This window comes from Methylosinus sp. LW4, from assembly GCF_000379125.1.
Taxonomy (GTDB): domain Bacteria; phylum Pseudomonadota; class Alphaproteobacteria; order Rhizobiales; family Beijerinckiaceae; genus Methylosinus.
Genome location: NZ_KB900626.1, coordinates 25,153 through 41,633 on the forward strand (window position 1 = coordinate 25,153; position 16,481 = coordinate 41,633).

A 16,481-nucleotide genomic window follows, 5' to 3' on the forward strand; every position below is an offset into this window, starting at 1 on the left:
GAAAACGAAACGAGCCCGAAGGCTCGCAGTGCGAAGGCCTTAGCCCCCGGACCGCGAGCCTTCGGGCTCGCTCGAAACAGGCCCTGGTGAAATCAGGGCGTGGCGGCGGTCTTCAGCTTGGAGAGCGCGCGGATTTTCACGCGCACGCTCGCCGGCTTGGCGGCGGCCTTGACCATCTCGCCCGTGGCGGGATTGCGCACCAGAGTGCCGGCCTTACGCGCCGGAACCTTGCGCAGCGATACTTTCAGCAGGCCGGGCAGGGTGAACTCGCCGACGCCGCGCGGATGCACGGAGCCGAGGAACACCTCCTCGAGCGTGGCGTAGACCGCGGCGGCGGTCTTGCGCGGAAGCTCGTTCTGCTCGGCGAGCAGATTGATCAGGGCCGACTTGGTCAAGCTCTCCTTCACCGGACGAATGGCGGCGGCTTCGGGTTTCTTGGCCTTCTTGACCGCCGCAGGCTTCTCGCTCTTCGCCTTGGCCATCGCAAATCTCCCTCGAATTCCCATGAAAAGACGCGTCATATCGAACGCGCCATGTGAGGATTCGTTTGCTAGCGCTTCGAGAACTGATTCGCAATCTGCGCAGCGCTCGATTTTTGCAATGCCAGCTGCGCAAAATCACTCGTCGAACACGCCGTCCAGCGCATAATGCGTGACCGTCTTGCGATTGGCGATGAGCTCGTCGATCGTCGGCTCGCCCTTCAGAGCGCGGGAAATCGCCAGCTTCGTCGCCTCGTAATTGGTGCGATAGAGGTCGCGCCGGTCGAGGTTCGGATCGGTCGCGCAACGCGGATCGAGCCAGACCATGATGATCATGACGAGATCATTCACTTGATCTTTCGGAATGATTCCTTCGGAAACCGCATCGACGATGGCGTCGCCGGTCGCCGCCTGCACGACGCCGCCGAGCAGCTCGACGTAATCATTGGAGCGCACCGTCATCTTGGTCGTCATCATGGTGGCGGGGCGCACCTGCTGATTGAGATCGCGAATGACGAACATGCGCGGATGGCCCGCGACCTGTCCCGTCATGGAGGCGAAAGCCGTCCCCACCGGGCCTTTGACGCTGCCGATCAGCACTTCCGGCATGGCGTCGGTATATTGCCCGTCCGCCGCCAGAACCGTCGCTTCGCCCGTGGCCAGCCAGATCTCGCTCATATGGTTTTTCCTTCTCTTTCGTCGGTCGGAGGCGGTCGAATAGCACCGGGCGTCCGCCGCCGGAAGGGGCGCGCGCGAATGCTGTAATTCTATCTTCTAAATGTGATTTTGGCGCGTTAGACTGCGGTTCTGTTTCGAGAGAGGCCGCAATGAAGACTTTCGCCCCCACACTTCTCCTCGCCGGCGCCTTCGCCGGCCTCGCCTTCGCCGGTCATGTCCTCGCGCAATCGGAGGAGGCGCGCCGCCTCATCGGTCCCGCCGCCTTCAGCGATTGGCGGCAGGACGCGCCCGGAACCTGGCGCAAGATCACCGCGCAGGATTTGCCGGCGCCGCTCGCCAGCGAGCCGACCGCCTCGCGCTCGCAAGTGGTGGCGCGGCCGGACGGCGCCGCGCCCAGGACGCTCGCGGGCTTCTCGGCGGAGATTTTCGCCTCGGGTCTCGAAGGCCCGCGCGTCATTCGCCATGCGCCCAATGGCGATATTTTCGTCACCGAGAGCGTCGGCGGCCGGCTCCGCGTCTTTCGTCTCGAGAATGGGAAGATCGCGCCGGCCTCTTCCCATGTCTTCGCCGCGGAACTCGAGCGACCTTATGGGATAGCTTTCTATCCGCCGGGGCCGGAGCCGCGCTTCGTCTATGTCGGCACGCCGACGAAAGTGCTGCGCTTCCCTTATAAGAACGGCGATCTTTCCGCCTCCGGCCCCGCCGAGACGATCGCGAATCTGCCGGGCGCCGATGGCGGCCATTGGACGCGCGATCTCGTTTTCTCGCGCGACGGCAAGACGCTCTATGTTTCCGTCGGCTCCAAGACCAATGTCGCCGAAGGCCATCCGCGTCCGTCCGCGCAGGAGGTCGCGCAGCTCGAGGCCGCGCATGGGCAGGGCGCGAGCGCGGGCGCCGAATTCGAGCGCGCGACCGTGCTCGCCATAGACCCGGAAGGAAAGAGCCGGCGCAATGTCGCCAATGGGCTGCGCAATTGCTCCGGCCTGCAATTGCAGCCGGGGACCGACGCGCTCTGGTGCGTGGTGAACGAGCGCGACATGCTGGGCGACGATCTGCCGCCCGATTACGCCACGCGCGTGAAGGAGGGCGCCTTCTACGGCTGGCCCTGGCATTACATCGGCGCGCATGAGGACCCCCGCCACGCCGGCGAGCGTCCCGATCTCTCGAGCAAGATCACCATTCCCGATGTGCTGCTCCAGCCGCATTCGGCGCCGCTGGGCATCGCCTTCTACGAGGGTGGCCAGTTCCCGGCGGAGTATAAGGGCGACGCTTTCGTCGCTCTGCACGGCTCCTGGAACCGCGCCAAGCGCACGGGCTACAAGATCGTGCGCCTCTCCTTCAAGGACGGCGTCCCGACCGGCGAGTATCAGGATTTTGTGACTGGCTTCGTCGTGGACGACACGCGCGTCTGGGGCCGCCCCGTCGATGTGGCGGTGGCGCGCGACGGCTCGCTGCTGGTGAGCGAGGACGGTAACGGAACGATTTGGCGCGTGTCCTACAGCGGCGCTGCGCCGGCGCAGACGTCCGGGCTCAATCCGGGCAAATAGAGCGCTTTCCGACCGGCACGGAATCGTTCGATCGATCAGAATTCGCTCCCACGCGAGAATCGAGAGCGCTATCCGATCCAATCGGATTGGATAGCGCTCTGACGGGCGAGGGACGCGGCGGCGGTCTAGGGCAATCGGGTGAATGCCGAAAGGGACGCGCTCACCCTCCCCTTTAGGGGGAGGGTCGGCCGGCGAAAGCCGGACGGGGTGGGGTTCGCGGTGAAGACTTGGGGCGTCACTCCCTCCCGAGCGCCTGCGGCGCTCGACCTCCCCCCTCGAGGGGGAGGTGGACACGCCTCGTCAATCACCACTTCTCGTTCGCCCGATCGCCCTGGGCGGCGGTCGTCCTGCTGGACGGGGCGGGCGCCTTTGGCCTATTTCTTGGGAAAAATGCCGGGAGACGATGACGTCCTCCCGGCGCTCCCGGAAACGCCGAGGCTCGCGCTATGTCCCTTCCTCTCGCCACGCCGGGCCGCAAGCTCGGCTCGATCGCCCTTTGGAGCGCCATCGTCGCGCTCGGCGTCTTCTCGCTCTTCACCCTGGCGATGGCGCGCGGCGAGACCGTCAACGCCATGTGGCTGGTGGCGGCGGCGGTCTGCGTCTATCTCGTCGCCTATCGCTTCTACTCCCTGTTCATCGCCAACCGGGCGCTCGGCCTCGATCCGCAGCGCAAGACGCCGGCGCATCGCCACAATGACGGGCTCGATTATGTGCCGACCGACAAATATGTGCTGTTCGGCCATCATTTCGCGGCCATAGCCGGGGCGGGGCCGCTGGTCGGCCCGGTGCTGGCGGCGCAAATGGGCTATCTGCCCGGCACGCTCTGGCTGCTCACCGGCGTCGTCTTCGCCGGCGCGGTGCAGGATTTCGTCGTGCTGTTCATCTCGACGCGGCGCGACGGGCGCTCGCTCGGCGATCTCATCAAGACAGAACTCGGGCCGGCCGCCGGAATCGTCGCCATGGTCGGCATTCTCACCATCATGGTCATTTTGCTCGCCGTGCTGGCGCTCATCGTGGTCAAGGCGCTGGCCGACAGCCCCTGGGGCTTCTTCACTGTCTTCGCCACTCTGCCCATCGCCGTGCTGATGGGCGTCTATGGCCGCTATTTGCGTCCCGGCCGCATATTCGAAATGTCGGTCATCGGTTTCGTGCTGCTCATCGCCTCCATCGCGTTCGGCCGCACTGTCGCGGAGACGCCGGCGCTCGCCGCGCTCTTCACTTTCAAGGGCGAGACGCTCGCCTTCATGCTGATCGGCTATGGCTTCGTCGCCTCGGTTCTGCCGGTGTGGTTTCTGCTGGCGCCGCGCGATTACCTCTCCACCTTTCTGAAGATCGGCACCATCGCCTCGCTGGCGCTGGGGATTTTCTACGTCATGCCGGAGCTGAAAATGCCGGCGGTCAGCCGCTTCATCGACGGGACCGGCCCGGTCTTCGCGGGCAGCGTCTTTCCTTTCCTGTTCATCACCCTCGCCTGCGGCGCCATTTCCGGCTTTCACGCGCTGGTCTCTTCCGGCACCACGCCCAAGATGATCGGCGACGAGACGCAAATCCGCTTCATCGGCTATGGCGCTATGCTGATGGAGTCTTTCGTGGCCATAATGGCGCTGGTCGCCGCCACCGTGCTCGATCCGGGCGTCTATTTCGCCATGAACAGCGCGCCCGCCGTCATCGGCTCCACGGTCGACACGGCGGCGCAGACCATATCGTCCTGGGGCTTCGTCATCACGCCGGAGGCGCTGAGCCAGGCGGCGGCCGAGGTCGGCGAGAAGACGGTGCTCTCGCGCGCCGGCGGCGCGCCGACGCTCGCGGTCGGCATGGCGAAAATATTGTCGGGGGCGATCGGCGGCGCCTCCATGACCGCCTTCTGGTATCATTTCGCCATTCTCTTCGAGGCGCTGTTCATCCTCACCACTGTGGACGCCGGCACGCGCGTCGCGCGCTTCATGATTCAGGATCTCGTCGGAACCTTCTGGCCGCGCTTCAAGCATACGCGCGCCTGGATTCCCAATTTCGGCGCCACGGGGCTCGCCGTCGCCGGCTGGGGCTGGTTCCTCTATCAGGGCGTCATCGATCCTCTCGGCGGCATCAACACGCTCTGGCTCATGTTCGGCATCGCCAATCAAATGCTGGCGGCCATAGCGCTCACCCTCTGCACTGTGGTGCTGTTCCGCATGAAGCGGGAGCGCTACGCCTTCATCGCCGCGGCGCCGGCGGCCTGGCTCTATATCTGCACGCTGACGGCGGGCGCCGAGAAAATCTTCCATCCCGATCCCAAGATCGGCTTCCTCGCCCATGCGGCGCGCTATTCCGCCGCGGCGGCGGAGGGCAGACTGCTCGCCCCGGCCAAGACCGCCGCCGAGATGAGCCGCATCGTCTTCAATGATTATGTGAACACGACGCTCTGCGCCGTCTTCATCGCGCTGGTCTTGTCCATGCTGTTCTTCGGCCTGCGGGCCATCGGCGAGGCGCGGCGCGCGACCAGCGTCACCACCAGGGAGACGAGCGATGAGCTGCACGATCTGCAAATTGCCCGCGCTTGATCTTTCCAAGCTCGGGCAGAAGCTGCGCGATGGCGCGCGGCTGATGATCGGGCAGGGGGATTACGAGGCCTATGTCGCGCATCGGCGCGCCAATCATCCGAGCGAGCCGCTGATGACGCGCGAGGAGTTCTTCCTCGAGCGTCAGGCGAGCCGTTTCGGCGAAGGCGGCCGGCGCGCGATGCGTTGCTGCTAGAGTGTTTTCTAGCGAAGTGGGAACCGGTTCGCGTGAAGAAAACACGACAGAACAAGGGACGGAAACGCTCGGGTGAGGTTCAGCACTCGGCCCGGCCGAGCGCCCGAAACGTGAGCAGCGCGGCGGCTTCCGAAGTATTCAGCGCATAGGCCATATAGAGAAATCCGAGACGCGTGATCCGCGTCTCGCGGATTTTTTCGACCAGCTCCGCCGTCTCGACGGGCGCGAGCGATGCGAATTCTTGCAGTATATCTTCCGCCGCATGGCGGAATCTCTCGCGCTCGGCGAGCGTAGCCCTGTCCCAGAGCTGCGGATTGGACCCGAATTTCGCGAACAGCGATTTCGCGACGGTTTCGATCAGGTCGATCATGGGAATTCTCTATGTGAGCTGTGATTTTTGAACTCTGTTTCCACCCTCGGCACAATCTTGATTTTGTTCCAGCCTATTGTGGAGCCGCCGCCGCGCGAAGCTCGATAATCTACGCATTCGCGCGCAGGGGAGGGGCGAGACGCGCGGCCCCGCCTCGAGCGCGCGCCTTCACCTTTTTGCGCTTCTGCTCTAAGCTTCCTTCCATGTCCGCTGACGCCGATCTTTCCTTGGAGACGGGGCTCGCCGCGCTCGTCGACTGGTATGTGTCGATCGGCGTCGACATAGCCGTCGACGAGGCGCCGCACGACCGTTTCGCCGAGAGCGCCGCGCCGCCGGCGCGCGTCGCGACGCCCGCGCCCGTCGCTGCCTCTTCGCCCTCGCCATCGCCCGTGCGTCGGGCCGAGCCGCCGGCGCGGGAGACCCGCTCCCAGCGCTCCGCCGCGCCCGTCTTCACCGAGGAGGCCGCCCGCGACGCGCGCGAGGCCGCCGGCGCGGCGCAGACGATAGAGGAATTGCGGGAGCGGCTCGCGGCTTTCGACGGCTGCGCGCTGAAAGCGACGGCCGGGCATTTTCTCTTCTCGGCCGGCGCGCCCGGCGCGGCTCTGATGGTGCTGGATTTCTCGCCCGGCGAGGAGGAGGAGCGCGGCGGCGCGGCTTTCGTCGGGCCGGAGGCGCGGCTGCTCGACAATATGCTGCGCGCGATTGGGCGCGACCGCTCCGGCGCCTATCTCGCCTATGCGACGCCCTGGCGTCCGCCCGGCGCGCGCGAGCTCAATCCGGCGGAAGTGGCGGCGCTCAATCCCTTCCTGCGGCGCCACGTGGAGCTGGCCGCGCCGCGCGCTCTGCTCATTCTCGGCGATTTCGCCGCCCGCGCCGCGCTCGGCTCGCCGGATGTGGCGCGCTATCGCAACGCCTGGTTCGATTACGATCACGGCGGCGGCGCGACGCGCGCGCTGCTCGCGCCGTCGCTCGCCAGCCTGCTCAGGACGCCGGCGATGAAGCGCCGCGCCTGGCGCGATCTGCGCGCCCTGGCCGCGGCGCTCGTCTGATTACTCCGCCGCTTCGCCCTCGGCGCCGCCGCCGAAGCGACGGGCGACATAATCTTCGACGATGCGGGTGAATTCTTCCGCTATGCCCTCGCCACGCAAGGTCATCGCCTTCTTGCCGTCGATGAACACGGGGGCGGTCGGCGCCTCGCCCGTGCCGGGAAGCGAAATGCCGATATCGGCGTGCTTGGACTCGCCCGGCCCGTTGACGATGCAGCCCATCACCGCGACATTCAGCGTCTCGACGCCCGGATAATCCTGCCGCCAGACGGCCATGCGCTCGCGAATATGCGATTGAATGTCGCGCGCCAGCTCCTGGAAGACGGTGGAGGTGGTGCGGCCGCAGCCAGGGCAGGCGGCGACCAGCGGCACGAAGGTGCGAAAGCCCATCGTCTGCAAAATCTCTTGCGCGACGCGCACCTCATTGGCGCGATCGCCGCCGGGCTCCGGCGTCAGCGACACGCGGATCGTGTCGCCAATGCCGTCCTGCAGCAGCACGCCCAGCGCCGCCGCCGAGGCGACGACTCCCTTCGAGCCCATGCCCGCCTCGGTGAGGCCGAGATGCAGCGCATAATCGCTGCGCAACGCCAGCATGCGATAGACGGCGATGAGGTCCTGCACGGCGGAGACCTTGGCCGAGATGACGATGCGATCGCGCGAGAGGCCGATCTCCTCGGCGCGCTCGGCGGAGATCAGCGCCGAGCGGGCCAGCGCCTCGCGCGTCACCGCGCGCGTGTCGAGCGGCGCCGCGGAATTGGCGTTGATGTCCATGAGATGCGTCAGCATCTCCTGATCGAGCGAGCCCCAATTGGCGCCGATGCGCACCGCCTTGCCATGCTTTATGGCCAGCTCGACGATGGCGCCGAATTGCCGGTCCTTCTTCTCCTTGAAGCCGACATTGCCGGGATTGATGCGATATTTGTCGAGCGCCTCGCCGCAGGCCGGATGATCGGCGAGCAGCTTGTGGCCGATGTAATGAAAATCGCCGATCAGCGGGACGTCGATATTCTTCTGCGCGAGACGGTCGCGAATATGCGGCACGGCGGCGGCGGCCTCGTCGCGATCGACGGTGATGCGCACCAGCTCCGAGCCGGCGCGGACCAGCGCTTCGATCTGCGTGACCGTGGAGTCGACATCGGCCGTGTCGGTATTGGTCATGGACTGGACGACGATGGGCGCGCCGCCGCCGATCGTCACCGCGCGCGGCCCCCGGCCGATCGTCACCGCCGCCGTCCTATGGCGCGGCGCCGGCTCGGCGGAGATGGGGTCGGGAAGGCGGGTCTCGATTTCGTCGGTCATCGTCGGTCGTGTCCCCTCGATGGGATTTGGATCGTCTCGCGTGAGGTCTGCCGCCTTCCTTCTCCCCGCGAGCGGGGAGAAGGCGAGGGATGAGGGGCCTGGGCGTTCCACCGTGGCTCGCGCCCCGAGCCCCTCACCCTGGCCCTCTCCCCGCTCGCGGGGAGAGGGGAAATGCGGCGAGCCCGTCACCTGGAATCTGTCGAGCCTTGGTGGGCCGGAACGTGTCCCGCGTCAAGCCGGCGGCAGCAGCCCCATGCGCTTGGCGAGGATGCGGTCCAGCAGCCGCGCCGGCAGCAGGCGCGGCAGCAGCCAATCCAATAGATAGCTCGGCACGACGCGAATGCGCGCCGGGGGCCGCTTCTCGGTCAGCGCGCGCAGCACGGCGGCGGCGACGCGCTCCGGCGGCGGGCCGAGCCGGCCCTTTTCGACCGCCCATTTCTGCAGCCTGCGGGCCGAGGCGCCGTAGACGGTGGAATCATAGCGGCCGAAATCGGCGCTCTCGGCCTTGTCCCATATGGGCGTGGCGATCACGCCCGGCTCTATGACCACCACATCGACGCCGAAAATCATCAGCTCGCGCCGCAGCGAGTCGGACAAGCCCTCGAGCGCATGCTTGGAGGCGGCATAGGCGCCGAGAAAGGGCGAGGCGAGGCTGCCCGCCACCGAGCTCATATTCACGATGCGGCCGGGCGGTCCGCGGCGCTTTTCCGGGCTCGCTCCGAGCAGAGGCGCGAAAGCCTGGGTGACGGCGATCTGGCCGATCACATTGACCTCGAGCTGGAGGCGGACCTCCTCTATCGGCTGATAGAGCAGCGGCGCCGGAAACCCCGCCCCGGCATTGTTGACGAGCCCGGCGAGGCGTGCGCCCTCGAGCCGCCGCTCGGTCTCCCGCGCCGCCTCGGCCACGGCGGCGGCGTCGGTCACGTCGAAGATGAGCGGCGTGAAGCTCTCCGCGCCGAAACGCGCTTGCAGCCGCGCGCTGTCGGCTGCCGTGCGAACGCTGCCGAAGACATGAAAGCCCTGCGCCGTCAGCGCCTCCGCCAGCGCATAGCCTATGCCGGTGGAGACTCCGGTGACGACGACGAATTTTTTCTCGCTCATGCGCCCGCTCCCGTCAGCGCGCGCAATGTGGCGATGGTGGAGGAATCGGCGCGGCCGTCGACGAGGGCGGGGCGGAAATGCCGCTGAAAGGCGGCGACCACGCCGGCGCAGGCCTGGTCGTAATCGCCGGTGACGTCGATCTTATAGCCGTAATCGGCGAGCGCCTGCTGCAATCGCCTCACCTCGTCTCCCCGCGCGCCGGTCTCCAGAACCGCGCCGCCGACGATGGCGGCTGGCTCGACATAATGGCCGACGCCGAGCCCGGCCAGCGTCTTCCAGGGGAAGAATTCGCCGGGGTCGATCTTGCGGCCGATGGCGATGTCCGAATGGCCGAGCACGCGCCGCGGGGCTATGCCCTGCCGCGCGCAAATATCGCGGCAGAGCGCCGCTGTCGCCTCGATCTGGCGGTCCGGGAAGGGGCGCGGATCGTCATGGCCGGGATGGACGATCTCAATGCCGACGGAGGCGGAGTTCAGATCGGTCTCGCCTGCCCAGAAGCTGCGGCCGGCGTGCCAGGCCCGGCGCGCCTCCGGCACGAGCTGCAGAATGGTCCCGTCCTCATCGACGAAATAATGCGAGGACACCTGCGCTTCGACGCTGGTGAGCAGCGCCAGCGCCGAGGCCGCCGTCGGCATGCCGGTGTAATGCAGGATCAGCGCGGAGACGGGCGTCAGCCGCTCATTGTGATTGGGCGAGGGACGGAAATCGGCGGTGTGCGGCGTGTCGGGTGAGAGCATATCTGTTCCGAGCGAGGAGACGCTCGGCCGATCGCATGAGACCTCGGCGAGCGAAGCAAAAGGCCCCGCTTTGTGAGCGGGGCCTTCAGGACAAAGAGTTTCTTGGCTGTTCGAGGCTTGTCATCGCCCGTTGAACAGCCTGCCCAGCAAGCTGGGTCTTAAAGCCCGACGACCGGGATACGAGACGGAATATAGCGGCAATTCGTGTGTTCTTCAACGCAAGAAGCCGAGGCCTGCGAGCACCGCTCCACGCACGCCTTCCAAATCGGCGTCGCTCATCTCGGGAATTTCCCATTTTCGGCGACCCACCTTGAACCCGTCGAGACGGGAGACCGAGAAATTTCCGACCATGTCGGCTTTCGCCCAGCACGGAAGATTCGCGTCTTCCGCCGGATGATAATTCTTGGACAGGCGAAAGCAGAAGGGGAGGTCATGGAACGGTCGCGTCGTGCTGATGGGCACGATCGTGACGATTTGCGATCGGTAGGGAAGGCGCGGCGAAATGACGACCACGGGACGGATCTTATTCATCTCCGGCTCGTTGATGTCGGAAAAGTCGCACATGAATAGCTGCCCGAGCCTCGGATAGAATTTTATCGACATCGGAATCCGTGAGCGCTCGCGCTTGCAATGGCGCGTCCCCGCGAGCAGCGTCAACGTAGCTGTCTGCGAACGGCCTTGTATACTCCTGACCAGCCGCCGGCGACCAGCGCCGTCGCAATGACATAGGCGAGCGCCTTCGGTTCCGGTGTCGCGAAGCGGAACAGTTCCGCCGCCGCAGGAAGATAGACGATCAGCGCGAGCGTAAGCGCCGTGATCGTCGCTATGATCCAGAAGGCGACGCGCCGCTTGTCGAAAAAGGCGGTTCCCGGCTCGGCGGCGGAGGCGAAGGCCATGGCCAGATTGCCGATAACGAGGCCGACGAAGACCAGCGCGCGCGTCTCCCCTTCGCTCTCGCCGGCGCGCATCGAGACGAAATAGACGCAAAGCAGCGCCGCGAGCAGAATCGCGCCCTCGAGAAATCCGGCGCCGATCTGGCGCAGGCCGAACAAGGGCTCGGCCGGAGAGCGGGGCGGCTCTTCCATCATATGGCGCTCGGCCGGCTCGCTCTCGAAGACGAGCGCGCAAACAGGATCGATGATGAGCTCCAGCGCCACCACATGGACGGGATAGAACACCGGCGGCAGCAGAAAGAGTATGGGCGTGAGCGCGAGGCCGGCGATGGGCACATGGATAGCGGTCACGAAGATCAGCGCCTTGCGCAGATTGGTGAAAATGCGCCGCCCGCTGCGCACGCCCGCGACGATCGAGGCGAAGCGATCGTCGAGCAGCACGATCGAGGCGGCCTCGCGCGCGACATCGGTTCCGCGCTGGCCCATGGCGACGCCGACATGCGCGGCGCGCAGAGCCGGGCCGTCGTTCACGCCATCGCCGGTCATGGCGACGATATGGCCATTGCGCTTGAAAGCCTCCACCAGAGTGAGCTTCTGCTCCGGGCGGATGCGCGCGAAGACGCGCGTGGTCTCGACGGCTTCGTCCAGAACGGCGTCGCTCAGAGCGGCGATCTCGGCGCCGCTCAGCGCGCCGTCTCGCGTCTCTATGCCGGCCTGGCGCGCTATGGCGAGCGCCGTCGCCGGATAATCGCCGGTGATCATCACCACATGAATGCCGGCGCGCGCCGCCAGCACGACCGCTTCTGGAACATCCTCGCGCAGAGGATCGAGAAAGCCGACGAGCCCTTCCAGCGCAAAGACTCCAGAGCCGGGATCGTCCTCGCGCGGCAATGGCCCGCAATGCGTGGCGACGGCCAGAACGCGCAGGCCATGCGCCGCCATTGTCGCCACCTCGGCGGTCAGAAGGCGCAGCGCATCGGCGTCCAGGCGGCAGAGGCCGGCGATCGCCTCCGGCGCGCCTTTGGCGAAGGAGGCGACGCTCTCGTCGTTCGCGCGCCATGTCTGCACGAAGGCGAGCGTCTCCGGCCGCAGCGGAAAGCTGCGCAGGATCTCGGCGCTCGCGGGCGGATCGCTGGCGAGGCGATGCAATGCGCGATCCATCGGATCGGAGGGATCGGCGGCGCTGGCGCGCACAGCCGCGTCCAGCAAGGGCGTGATCTCGTCCGGCATTGCGCCCTCGCCCGGCCGCCACATGTCCGCGCCGCGCAGGAAAAACGCCGCCTCCATGCGGTTTTGCGTGAGCGTGCCGGTCTTGTCGACGCAGAGCACGTCGGTCGCGCCCAAAGTCTCTATGACGGCGGAGCGGCGCGCCAGCACATTGCGCCGCGCCAGACGATAGGAGCCGAGCGCCAGAAACACCGCCAGCACCATGGGGAATTCTTCCGGCGTCAGCGATATTGCGAGGGTTATTCCCGTCAGCCCCGCTTGAATCCAATCGCCGAAGGCGAGGCCATAGGCGAGCGCCACGAGAAGGCAGAAGCCTATGCCCAGCGCGCCGAAGATCGCGACGATGCGGCCGGTGCTCTTTTGCAGCGGCGTCTCCTCCGGCTCGATCGATTCGAGCGAGCGGCCGATGCGGCCGAGCCGCGTCGCGCGTCCGGTGCGCGTCGCCAGCATCGCGCCCTGGCCGAGCGTCACCAGCGTGCCGGCGAAGAGAAAGGGCGCCTCCTCGCCCGGCTCGGGATCGAGCAGCGGGTCCACCAGCGTCGCTGGGGCTTTCCAGACCGGCGCCGATTCGCCGGTCAGCGCCGATTCGTCCACCGAGAGAACGTCGCCGCGCAGCAGCGCGCCATCGGCCGGTGCGCGCTCTCCCTCGCCGACGAGCACAATGTCGCCGGGGACGATCTCGCGCGCCGGAATGCGCCGCTCGCCCTCGGCGCGCAGCACGCGGGCGCTGGGCGCGGCGAGGCTGCGCAGAGCCGCGAGCGCATTCTCGTTGCGCGTCTCCTGCGCCACGACGAGGCCGATGGAGAGAAAAGCCCCCGCGGTGAGCAGCAGGCCTTCATGAATATCGCCGAGCGCGAGATAGAGCAGCGCGGCGACGATGAGCAGCGCGAACATGGGCTCGCGCAATGCGGCGAAAGCGATCAGCAGCCAGGGGCGGCGCTGCGGCTGCTCCAGCTCATTGGGGCCGAAATGGGCGAGGCGCGCCGCAGCCTCGCTCTCGGAGAGCGGCGCGAAATCGCTCGCCGGCCGGGGCTCGGGTCGTGATGCGCGGAGCCCCATGCCATTCCTTCGGTTTCAGGTCTGCGGCGTCATCGCGCTCACGCCGCCAGAGCGGCGAGCACGCGCGCCCAGGAGCGGGAGCCTTTCTTGAACGAGCTATAGGCGTATTTTTCGTTGGGCGAATGAATGCGGTCGTCCTCGAGCGCGAAGCCGATCATCAGCGTGTCCATGCCGAGATCGCGCTTGAAGGCGCCGACGATCGGGATGGAGCCGCCGCAGCCGACGAGCGCCGCCTCCTTGTCCCATTCCTCCTGCAAGGCGCGCCGCGCGCGTGTGAGCGCCTCGGAGCCGAAGGGCAGCTGCAGAGCGCGCGAGGCGCCATGCGGAACGAATTCCGCGCGCACATCGACCGGCAGGCGCTCGCGCACGAAAGCGCGGAACGAGTCCAGCACCTTCTCCGGGTCCTGCGTCCCGACGAGGCGGAAGGAGATTTTCGCGCTCGCCTTGGCCGGCAGCACCGTCTTGGCGCCGGGGCCGGTGTAGCCGCCGATGATTCCATTCACGTCGCAGGTCGGGCGCGACCAGACTTGCTCGATGACGCTGCGCCCGCGCTCGCCGGCCGGGCGCGCGACGCCGACGCTCTTCAAAAACGCGGTCTCGTCGAACTCCAGCCCGCGCCATTGCGCGGCGATCTCCTCCGGCAGCTCGGCGACGCCGTCGTAAAAGCCCGGCAGCGTGACGCGTCCCTCGGCGTCATGGAGATCGGCGACGATCTTGGCCAGCACATGGATCGGATTGACGACCGGCCCGCCGAATATGCCCGAATGCAGATCGCGATCGGAGGCGGTGAGGATCACCTCCTCCTGCGCCAGGCCGCGCAGCATTGTGGTGATGGCGGGCGTCTTGGCGTTCCACATTCCGGTGTCGCAGACGAGCGCCAGCGCCGGCTCGGACAATTCCTCGCGATTGGCGGCGAAGAAATCCGGCAGCGAGGGGGAGCCGGTCTCCTCCTCGCCCTCGAAGAGGAAGGTGATGTGGCAGGGCAGGCCGCCATTGCGTTGAAAGGCGCGGCAGGCCTCGAGGAAGGTCATCAGCTGGCCCTTGTCGTCCGAGGCGCCGCGGGCGACGATCTCCTCGCCCTTGTCGCCTTTCACCAGCCGCGGATCGAAAGGATCGCTGACCCACAGATCGAGCGGGTCCGGCGGCTGCACGTCATAATGGCCATAGAACAGCACATGCGGCGCATCCGGCCGCTTGGCCTTGGCGTGGCCGACGACGATCGGATGCCCGGGCGTGTCGCGCACGCTCGCCTCATAGCCCAGCTCGCGCAGCTGGTCGGCGAGCCAATCGGCGGCGCGGCGGCATTCCCCGGCGAAGGCGGGATCGGTGGAGACGGATTTGATGCGCAGAAAATCGAAGAGGCGATCCGTGGCCGCGGGCAGATCGGCGTCCAAGGATTGGAGAACGTTTTCCGTCGACATGAAAGAGGCTCCGCTACGGGTCGCGCTGCGCGGCGCAGCGCGAGTCGCGATGAAAACTGCAAGCTGGTCCCGAAGCTAGTGCGAATGGAGCGTCATGAAAAGAGCGACGGCTGCGCGGGTGGATCTATCGCTTCTGTAGGCTACGGCTCGGGTTGCAATTCCTGCTATGCGCCAGGAGCGGGCGTTCCCAGGCAGACGGTCGAACGACGGGAATCGACCGAAGGCGAACTTCGGAATTATGCTCACTTTAGTCCGCTTTGACATCTACAGGCGGATGCGCGGGCGGCCCGTCATCGAGGCCATCCTCAATTCGAAGGCGTCGTCGTGCTTATGCCCCAAGCGCCATCGTCGGTTTGGGAAAGAAACACAGATTTTTGCCCGGAGCTCGTAAATCTTATCGTTCTGTCATCGATCCATGCAGCGAACTTGGCTTTCGCCGGCAAGCGTTTCTTGCTCGTTTTTGACGCCCATATTTTAATTGGCTTTTTGCCTCGGACATCGAAGATCGCGAAACCAGACTCGGTCACTCCGTCTTCATCATATTCGATCGTAAGCGCCGAATTTCCAAGCGGCGAAAAATGGGGGGACGCATATCCGAAATCCAGCGTGCGTCCTGTTCGACCATCGACAGCAATGACGTGGCTGTCGTCTACCCCGAAGTCTGCCACGACGAAAATATGCGTTGACGGATAGAAATCAGCGAGGCCATAGCCATAACCTCCGTCCATCGCGCCAGTTTCATCCCTGTTCTTGAAATTTTTTCTGTCGCCATTGTCCATGCGCAGGACGAGTATTCCGCCTCGCATCGCCGCCAGTGGGCCAGCCAATGCGATGCATTTTTTGCTGAATTCTTCGGTGGATGTGTTTGGGATAGATTCTCGGCAGGTTTGGGCTCGCAACACAGGCGCAGCGGTCTCAGTTGGTTCGGAGGGCTGCTCGGCCCGAGTCGGCAAAGGCGTGTAGGCCAGAATATCGACTGCAAGCAAAAGAGCAAAAATTCGCATCTGGCGAGCCCTGTCTAACGCGTAACGAACTAATTGCCATGCCCACAATAGTAGATATATCGGAATCCGTTGGGAAGGCTGTTTGCCGCCCGAAGTGGGCGTTCGCCAGAGTCCTTGACGGGTGGCCGCTTCGGGTCGCAAGCCGGAATCCGAACCGACCCCACCACTGATCCCCTTTCCGGCGTCGCCCGCACTTCCCAAGCCCTCATGTGCAGCCTAAGTAATGGGCGCGCTCCGTTCGGTGGGGCGGATGACGTCATGAGGAGACTTTCGGATGAATTTTTCGCTCCGCCGGCCGTCTCTGCTGGCCGCTCTCTTCCTCGCGCTCTCCCTCTCGGGCTGCGGCTACAACACGATTCCGACGCAGGAGGAGGAAGCCAAGGCCAAATGGGCCGAGGTGGAGGCGCAATATCAGCGCCGCGCCGATCTCATCCCCAATCTCGTCGCCACCGTGCAGGGCTACGCCAAGCATGAGAAGGACGTGCTCACCGCGGTGACGGAGGCGCGTGCTCACGCCTCGCAGGCCAAGGTCGATGTCTCGCAGCTCACCGATCCCGAAAAATTGAAGCAGTTCCAGGAGGCGCAGGCACAGCTCTCCGGCGCGCTGGGGCGGCTGCTCGCGGTCAGCGAGGCCTATCCAGATCTGAAATCCAACACCAACTTCCTGGCCTTGCAGTCACAGCTCGAAGGCACGGAGAACCGCATCAATGTGGCGCGGCGCGATTACATTCAGGCGGCGCGGGAGTTCAACACATCGCTGCGCACCTTCCCGACGCTGCTCTGGGCCAAGACCGTCTTCGCCGGAACCAAGCCGCTCGCCGAATTCACCGCCAACGCCGGCGCGGAGCAGGCGCCGACGGTGAAGTTCTAGAATCTCTTTTTTAGAA

Annotated in this window: 15 protein-coding genes; 5 read left to right on the top strand and 10 right to left on the bottom strand. The window is 65.8% G+C overall.

The window, feature by feature from the left end; genetic code table 11:
• Nucleotides 1–92 precede the first annotated feature (92 nt).
• A complete protein-coding gene (locus METLW4_RS0100115; protein WP_018264162.1) occupies nucleotides 93–482 on the bottom strand; it encodes an HU family DNA-binding protein in 390 nt (129 codons plus the stop codon).
• A 135-nt stretch (nucleotides 483–617) separates the two neighbouring features.
• The gene (fae, locus tag METLW4_RS0100120) at nucleotides 618–1,157 is read right to left on the bottom strand and encodes a formaldehyde-activating enzyme (protein WP_018264163.1); all 540 of its coding nucleotides are present in this window, start codon (nucleotides 1,155–1,157) and stop codon (nucleotides 618–620) included.
• Nucleotides 1,158–1,306: 149 nt separating this feature from the next.
• On the opposite strand from fae, the gene METLW4_RS0100125 reads away from it, so the two are divergent.
• The 3 genes from METLW4_RS0100125 to METLW4_RS0100135 all read left to right on the top strand — a co-directional run bounded on the left by METLW4_RS0100125 (nucleotide 1,307) and on the right by METLW4_RS0100135 (nucleotide 5,437).
• Complete coding sequence (locus METLW4_RS0100125; protein ID WP_018264164.1) at nucleotides 1,307–2,704, top strand: PQQ-dependent sugar dehydrogenase; 1,398 nt, start codon at nucleotides 1,307–1,309, stop codon at nucleotides 2,702–2,704.
• A 446-nt stretch (nucleotides 2,705–3,150) separates the two neighbouring features.
• Nucleotides 3,151–5,244, top strand: coding sequence for a carbon starvation CstA family protein (locus METLW4_RS0100130; protein ID WP_018264165.1), 2,094 nt, complete (start codon nucleotides 3,151–3,153; stop codon nucleotides 5,242–5,244).
• Entirely contained in the window at nucleotides 5,210–5,437 is a 228-nt protein-coding gene (locus METLW4_RS0100135) for a YbdD/YjiX family protein (protein WP_043331605.1), read from the top strand. The genes METLW4_RS0100130 and METLW4_RS0100135 overlap by 35 nt, the downstream gene beginning before the upstream one ends.
• A 79-nt stretch (nucleotides 5,438–5,516) precedes the next feature.
• On the opposite strand, the gene METLW4_RS0100140 is transcribed toward METLW4_RS0100135, so the two are convergent.
• Nucleotides 5,517–5,807, bottom strand: a complete 291-nt coding sequence (locus METLW4_RS0100140) for a hypothetical protein (RefSeq protein ID WP_018264167.1) — start codon at nucleotides 5,805–5,807, stop codon at nucleotides 5,517–5,519.
• A gap of 203 nt (nucleotides 5,808–6,010) precedes the next feature.
• Between METLW4_RS0100140 and METLW4_RS0100145 the strand changes: the two genes are divergently transcribed.
• A complete protein-coding gene (locus tag METLW4_RS0100145) occupies nucleotides 6,011–6,856 on the top strand; it encodes a uracil-DNA glycosylase (RefSeq protein WP_018264168.1) in 846 nt (281 codons plus the stop codon).
• Here METLW4_RS0100145 and ispG read toward each other — a convergent pair whose 3' ends face one another.
• The 7 genes from ispG to METLW4_RS0100180 form a co-directional block, all read right to left on the bottom strand.
• Complete coding sequence (gene ispG / locus METLW4_RS0100150; RefSeq protein ID WP_018264169.1) at nucleotides 6,857–8,152, bottom strand: flavodoxin-dependent (E)-4-hydroxy-3-methylbut-2-enyl-diphosphate synthase; 1,296 nt, start codon at nucleotides 8,150–8,152, stop codon at nucleotides 6,857–6,859. It lies immediately after the preceding gene.
• 231 nt (nucleotides 8,153–8,383) lie between these two features.
• A complete protein-coding gene (locus tag METLW4_RS0100155) occupies nucleotides 8,384–9,253 on the bottom strand; it encodes an SDR family oxidoreductase (protein WP_018264170.1) in 870 nt (289 codons plus the stop codon).
• Nucleotides 9,250–9,990, bottom strand: coding sequence for an N-acetylmuramoyl-L-alanine amidase (locus METLW4_RS0100160; protein WP_018264171.1), 741 nt, complete (start codon nucleotides 9,988–9,990; stop codon nucleotides 9,250–9,252). The genes METLW4_RS0100155 and METLW4_RS0100160 overlap by 4 nt, the downstream gene beginning before the upstream one ends.
• 213 nt (nucleotides 9,991–10,203) lie before the next feature.
• A complete protein-coding gene (locus tag METLW4_RS0100165; protein ID WP_157234697.1) occupies nucleotides 10,204–10,554 on the bottom strand; it encodes a type II toxin-antitoxin system PemK/MazF family toxin in 351 nt (116 codons plus the stop codon).
• 89 nt (nucleotides 10,555–10,643) lie between these two features.
• Nucleotides 10,644–13,169 carry a cation-translocating P-type ATPase gene (locus METLW4_RS0100170; protein ID WP_018264173.1) on the bottom strand — a complete coding sequence of 842 codons (2,526 nt, stop codon included), beginning with the start codon at nucleotides 13,167–13,169 and terminating at the stop codon, nucleotides 10,644–10,646.
• 38 nt (nucleotides 13,170–13,207) lie between these two features.
• A complete protein-coding gene (locus METLW4_RS0100175) occupies nucleotides 13,208–14,590 on the bottom strand; it encodes a M20/M25/M40 family metallo-hydrolase (protein WP_018264174.1) in 1,383 nt (460 codons plus the stop codon).
• 305 nt (nucleotides 14,591–14,895) lie between these two features.
• The gene (locus tag METLW4_RS0100180; protein ID WP_157234698.1) at nucleotides 14,896–15,594 is read right to left on the bottom strand and encodes a hypothetical protein; all 699 of its coding nucleotides are present in this window, start codon (nucleotides 15,592–15,594) and stop codon (nucleotides 14,896–14,898) included.
• Between the two features lie 274 nt (nucleotides 15,595–15,868).
• Between METLW4_RS0100180 and METLW4_RS0100185 the strand changes: the two genes are divergently transcribed.
• Entirely contained in the window at nucleotides 15,869–16,465 is a 597-nt protein-coding gene (locus METLW4_RS0100185; RefSeq protein ID WP_018264176.1) for a LemA family protein, read from the top strand.
• The last annotated feature ends 16 nt before the right edge of the window (nucleotides 16,466–16,481 follow it).